Source organism: Enterobacter sp. (genome assembly GCF_977039595.1).
In genome coordinates this window covers 51405-57476 of sequence record NZ_CDRQYH010000022.1, presented here as the reverse complement: position 1 = coordinate 57476, position 6072 = coordinate 51405, and the positions used below count along the sequence as shown (strand labels likewise).

General features: G+C 49.4%; 6 protein-coding genes. 2 read left to right on the top strand and 4 right to left on the bottom strand.

Annotation, left to right across the window (positions count from 1 at the left end; all coding sequences use genetic code 11):
- Positions 1 to 201: 201 nt before the first annotated feature.
- From ACWYRJ_RS09370 to ACWYRJ_RS09355, 4 genes are all read right to left on the bottom strand, one after another.
- On the bottom strand, positions 202 to 1335 hold the full coding sequence (locus ACWYRJ_RS09370; RefSeq protein WP_455507776.1) for a PAAR domain-containing protein: 1134 nt from the start codon (positions 1333 to 1335) through the stop codon (positions 202 to 204).
- 10 nt (positions 1336 to 1345) lie between these two features.
- Entirely contained in the window at positions 1346 to 1807 is a 462-nt protein-coding gene (locus ACWYRJ_RS09365) for a hypothetical protein (protein ID WP_455507775.1), read from the bottom strand.
- Between the two features lie 117 nt (positions 1808 to 1924).
- The gene (locus ACWYRJ_RS09360; RefSeq protein WP_455507774.1) at positions 1925 to 2122 is read right to left on the bottom strand and encodes a hypothetical protein; all 198 of its coding nucleotides are present in this window, start codon (positions 2120 to 2122) and stop codon (positions 1925 to 1927) included.
- 9 nt (positions 2123 to 2131) lie between these two features.
- Positions 2132 to 2692: a tyrosine-type recombinase/integrase gene (locus tag ACWYRJ_RS09355; protein WP_032937054.1), complete on the bottom strand. Its 561-nt coding sequence runs from the start codon at positions 2690 to 2692 to the stop codon at positions 2132 to 2134.
- 232 nt (positions 2693 to 2924) lie between these two features.
- Between ACWYRJ_RS09355 and ACWYRJ_RS09350 the strand changes: the two genes are divergently transcribed.
- Both ACWYRJ_RS09350 and ACWYRJ_RS09345 read left to right on the top strand, forming a co-directional pair.
- Positions 2925 to 5558 carry a hemagglutinin repeat-containing protein gene (locus ACWYRJ_RS09350; protein WP_455507773.1) on the top strand — a complete coding sequence of 878 codons (2634 nt, stop codon included), beginning with the start codon at positions 2925 to 2927 and terminating at the stop codon, positions 5556 to 5558.
- Positions 5558 to 6010 (top strand): hypothetical protein, encoded by a 453-nt coding sequence (locus ACWYRJ_RS09345; RefSeq protein WP_136195108.1) that lies wholly within the window; start codon positions 5558 to 5560, stop codon positions 6008 to 6010. Before ACWYRJ_RS09350 ends, ACWYRJ_RS09345 begins: the two co-directional genes overlap by 1 nt.
- Positions 6011 to 6072 lie beyond the last annotated feature (62 nt).

The window sequence follows — 6072 nt, the reverse complement described above, 5'->3', positions numbered from 1 at the left end:
TTTTGAGATTTTTGGCCAGTTCGTTAGCCAGAGCCTGCAACTGTTTTTCGTCCATAAATTAACCTGCTTTTGATGTTGGATTGAACATATCAAAATCAGGCAATTACACAAATTTATGTACAGACTCGATCGAAATAAAGCACGATAACGTAATATGCTACGCAGATCAGCGCGATACTCACCCACCTGATCCAGAACTTCTTATTCATCATCGTAAGTGCTTCCCAATGAACCGCCTACTGTACCGCCTGAGTATGGGGATGTTGAGCCAGCAACGGCAGCGGAATCGGCAGCAGCTTGTTGAATTTTTGCACTCCCTCCCATTGGTTGAGGGCTTTTGTTCTCGGTGTTAGGGTACTGCTGTTTGAATGTATTAGTCATTTCGAAAACGAGCATTGAGGAGATGTCTGCACTCTTTGATTCAAGATAACTTTGCAGTGATACCGGAATAGTGAAATCTTCTTCTATGTCGATTGGTAGCTGTGTTGTCGTGGATGTGTAACCGTGATCGAATAACTTTGAACCAGCAAACTTGATCCCCTCAACTGAGTGAGTGGTACAGTTGCTACCAGTCACATCATACTTATCAATCGTGCGGCCTCTTCGCTTTGTACCGTCTTGCATGTTTGGCGTTTGAATTGGTGCTACACCGCCATTCCAAAGGTTTTCGAAGAATTTACGGGTGATTTTAGGATCTGCATCATCAATGCGGAAAGCGCGAGCACCCATTTCATAAAGTTCGTATCGGTAATACTTACGCGCATCTTCGTCTTGGAAAAAGTCTAAAATCCCATCCCCAGTGAAGGTGCTTTTATCAGTGCGTCCATAGCATCCATAGGTGTAGAGATAGATGTTGTTATTCTCATGCACCGAAACGAAAGCATGACCTGCACTTGTCGTTTCAGTCCAGAGGTAAACGCCGTTCAATAGCTGGTTATCTTCTGGTTTGCAGGTATTAGCAAAGGTGTTTTGCTTCTTCGCTGCCTGTGCATGTTGCACTGGCTCTTCAGGCGCTGTCGCCCAGGAAGGGGTATTCACCTCAACGGTGCCAGGCGCGATAAGAAAATTAGTACCCTGTGGACAACCGCAGAGGATTTCCGCACCATCCACGGCGACCGCGGCGCTATTTGAGCAGCGAGGATCACCGCTCACAATTACCCCCACTTTCCCGCATTTTGGGCAAGGAGTGGTCTTATCGCCGATATAGAGTTTCCACAAGCCCATAACAGACATACCGGGGCGGGCAGCAATACATTGTGCGCCTGTAGAGGTTTTATCTCCGTGTATACCAACGTTCTTACCGTGAACCGTGCAGCCCCTGTTAACCGATGCCATAGTGACCGCCTTATTTCAGAAAGTTTTCTGGCAACGATTCCCCTGCTCGGACTACTCTTCTTCCGGCATTTTGTGGGCAGCTAATAATTACATCGCCGTTATCAAGCGAGCTACCAACCAGGGCGAGAGATTCGCCTGGTATGTTTCCCGCACCATTGGCGATCTCCGCGGTCGTTCCATCTGGGTAACGCACTTCATCGCCAACACGAGACACGTTTAGCATTGTGCCGTCATCAAGTTTGATCTGTTGTCCGTTATATTTACTGAAAACTTTCCCACCATTACGTGTCAAGCTGCCCTCTGTCGCAATCAGATAAGCTGCTGTAACTGGATGAGCGAGATTGTAGGCATTCTGTTTTTCGATGAGAGAACGGGCGTCATCGTTCATTCCGGCGAGTTGTTTGGCTGTAAATGGTGATTTGTCAAAAGCTGCCAGCATTTCTGCGGTAAGTTCATTGGTGTATTGCTGCATAAGTCCCTCTACTTGTTATGGAAAAAATCATCGAGGTCATTTTACAAACAATAACCACATGCGCAACAAGCATTAGACTTAAGCGAAATTATGTTTCGTTACAACCAGTAAAGGGAGTTAGTCCTCCTCGAATGTCCTGGTGTATTTGCACTGCTCGGACGGTCTGATCGTCACTGTCTCTGTTCTGGTGGCATTTTCATATATGCACACCCTCGCGTTGTCTGTCTCCTGTTCGTCACTGAGAATCAGGGTTATCTGTCCGGCATTCGCCAGGGCTGGTAATAATGCCAACGCCAGCACAAGCAAGTGTTTCATGTGTCCCCCTTATAAGTCCATCTCATTGATCACACGGCTAACGGCTTGCTTGTCTAAATCCAGATAGCGCCTGGTGTCAGTGATGTTGCTGTGATTAAGCACGGTCATAGCTAAAGCGATGTTGTTTGCTGAACGCTTATAGATGGCATTCCCGCCAGCTTTGCGGAAGCTGTGAGCCGATACAGTGCCATGAATGCCGATAGCTTTTGCGGCTTCTGCGATTTGCTTGCTCACTTCTTCGCGTCGTACTGGTGCTTGCTTGTTCATCGAGCGGTTACGCTGGCTTCTGAACACATGCACATCATGCGGATACTCAGCACGGCGACGAGCTATCATCTGCACCACTGGAGCCGGAAGGGTGAGGGCTTTACGCTTCCCTGTCTTCTGTTCTTCTATGTCTATCTCACCGTTGATCACTTCGTCAAAGCGTAACGCGACGGCATCCCCCACACGCAGTACGGCGGCTTGCATCATTAACGTAACGTCAGCTATTAGGCTCTTGTTATGAGCGTTTAGCCACTCCCTAATCGCTTTGGCTTGCTGTTCGTCTAACACGACTGCTCTGTTCAATTTACCCTCCTGCAAGGTCACATATCTAAACTTATTAAATAAACAATATGATCAATTTCAGTAAGTTGCATTATAAATGATCAAAAATCGAACTTCGTTATGTGTGGTAAATGGCGCGATTGTGTCCAGTGCTGAATGCGAAGATCAGGCACACCCAGATCGAAATCTGCATGATTTTTAAATATTTCCAACAAAATCATAATGTTGGCATTTATAAACATGTGTTTGAACATTGCCAAATCCTCAACTCTGCACGAAGAACGGCGGCAACAGCGGAACATCACACTACAAGGCTAAAGTGTCTTTAACGGCGGGGACGTCATCTCAGGACAGTCATTACCACAGTACCGACACGCAGGGCACCACCATTAATGCCGGCGAGAATGTCTCTGTTCGTGCCGGAAATGACATTGCCGGTATGGGGGTACAGATCGCGGGTAAACACGTGGCGCTGGATGCGGGGCGGGATATTCTGCTGTCTGCCTCCCAGAACACAACCCGCTCTGAGAGTAAAAACAGCGGCAGCCAGTTCAGCGTCGGTGTCGGTGTGAGCCTGATTGGTGCGCAAAACGGCATCTCGGTGGAGCTGGGAGCGTCACAGCATAAGGGTAAGGAAAACAGCCAGTCGCAGCGCAATACGAACAGCGTTGTCCATGCTGATGAACAGCTTACGGTGAACAGCGGACGCGACACCATCCTGAAAGGTGCGGAGCTGGAAGGTAACCGTGTAGTGGTCAACACCGGACGCGATCTCACCATCAGCAGCGTGCAGGATACGGCCAGTTATGACAGCAAGCAGTCTTCGTCAGGCGCGTCCCTTAGTCTGTGCATACCGCCACTGTGTTATGGTGCCTCTTCCGGTAGCGTCAGTGCATCGGGTGAGAATATCACCCAAAATGGTAAGAGCGTTGCTGAACAGAGCGGGATATTCGCAGGCAAGGGCGGCTTTGCCGTCACCACCGGAAATCATACCCAGCTTGACGGCGCGGTGATTGCATCCACGGCGTCTGCAGATAAAAATAGCCTCGACACGGGTACGCTGGGTTTCAGTAATCTCCACAACGAGAGCCAGACCAGCGGCAACGGCTACACGGTGGCGCTTTCCGGCAGCGCGGGCGGCAGCGGAAACGGTGAAAACCGCAACCTGGCACCAGCCATCGGTACGGGCCAGGCAGAAGAGAGCCACACAGGCACGACCTCATCAGCGGTGAGTGGCGGTAGCATTGTCATTCGCAACCCGGCGGGACAGAAACAGGATATTGCTGACCTGAGCCGTGATACGGCTGACGCCCACCACGGCGTGGACGTGAGCGGTGATGTGCAAAAGGTCAGGGATAACCTGGCGGTCCAGAGCGAAGGCTCGGCGCTGGCCACCTCTGCGCTGGATGCTTACGGCAAGTATGCGGAGCAGAAAGCGCGGGAATCCAATGCGGCGCTGGGCGCGAAGCTGGCGTCAGAAGGAAAACTGCAGGGCGATACCCCGCAGGAGCAGGAAGCGTTCCTGAAGACGCAGCCCGGATATCAGAATACCGAGTACGGTCCGGGGAGTGCCTTCTGGACGAAGGGTAGCGCAGCGGCGGGATTACTGGCAGGTGCGCTTGGCGGTAACCTTAAGGCAGGCGCGGCAGCGGGTGCAGCCCCCCTTCTGGCGACCCTGGTCAAGGAGCAGAAAGACCCGACAGCCCGTGCCGCGCTGCACGGTATTGTGGCGGCGGCGCTGACGCAGCTGAGTGGCGGGAGCAGTGCTGATGGCCTGAAGGCCGGCGCCATAGGAGCCATTACGGCCTCGGCGATGACCGACCATCTGGTCAGTGCGCTGTATGGAGATAAAAAATCCAGTGACCTGACGCCAGAGGAAAAACGGCTGGTCAGTAGCCTCGTGAGTATCGCGGGTGGTCTGGCGGGCGCTGCGGTGACAGATGGCAGCGTCTCCATGGCGGCGACGGCGTCAGAAACGGCGAAGGTGGAGGTTGAGAATAACTCGCTGGGTGTCGTTATACAGGGCGGTAAACTGGCTGCACAGGGATGTCTGAAAATTTCTGCTTGCCGTGATCGCCTGGTTGCCAGTGGTCTGGGTGCTTTACTTGGGATTGGTGCATCCACATCAGCAATGGATACATTGTCACAAGATGAGCAGTTGCATCTGATCTATGTGGCCTCGCTCAATGATCCTTCCCAGCTCAGTCAGTTAAATGATGCTCAGAAAGCGGCCTATGAGTCCCTGACAGGTAAGACAATCACCAGTACTGGTGGTACGCAGGTCATCAACCCGGGACCATCAAATACTGGTGGAGACCAGACTGTAACCGGAAATACGCCCTCCAACACAGGGAATAATAGTGTAGCAACCGGAGGGATAAATCATACTGGTAATACCAACGGTGATGGAGCGTCAAACAATAATGGCTGGACGACAACTACGCCTGTTCCGGATTCTCCTTCACTGGATGATCTTTTCTATCAGAACGAGAAGATCCCCGGCCTTGAAAATGTTCGCCCTGAAAATCCCGGTTATCCAGCCAATCAGAGTGTTATTGAAAAAATGAACGAACCTAAGTTTATTGCCTGGATAGGCAATACAGATTGTACGGATTGCTCAGATATCGCACCTAAGCTTCTCGATGCAGCTGGCGGGCACGGAAAAATTATTGAAGCAAGGCCGACGACTCCGTACAACTTAAATGTGTATGAAAATGGAAAAATTGTACATGAACAAGCTTTCCATCAGGTTTATACCGATGGTCAGTATGTTTACGATCCAAGAGTGTCCTTAAAACCGATTCCTAAGGGAGATTGGGAAAAACATATCAAATCTATAAATCAGGGAAGTGTTACGATCTCTGATAAATTACAGGGGTTAAAATAATGTTTCCGATAGGTAAGAAAGAAACAATCTTGTTGGACTTCATTGGTTCTCTTGGAAAACTGGAGTGGTTACATTATCAGAGCCGTATTGAAGATGAATGGATAAATGACCATTTTGAAAAAATTGATCGCTCTAAGTACCCTCCTTATACCAGTTTTCGTTTTGAAAAAGAGGTTCCAGAAGTTATCACCTTACTGGAAGATGCGATTCAATCGTATAAAGGTAAAGTTGAGTGGTGTATGACCCATCATCCGAAAGAGTATGGTACTGGTGTTAATCATCGTATTTTGCCTACATTTGTTAAAAATCTCAGAGCGAGTGAAGGTATGGAAGATGTTAACGAGTATATTGAAAACCATTATCCTGATTTTGGCCCAATCGCCTATGAAGATCTTGTTGGACTGACGGAGCATGTTCAATTAGTTTTCAAAAATGCTGGATATGGCGCATAAATTTTCTTTATATGCTCTGTAATAACATTTTGATATGGAGTCTTAAACCGTTATAAGTACGG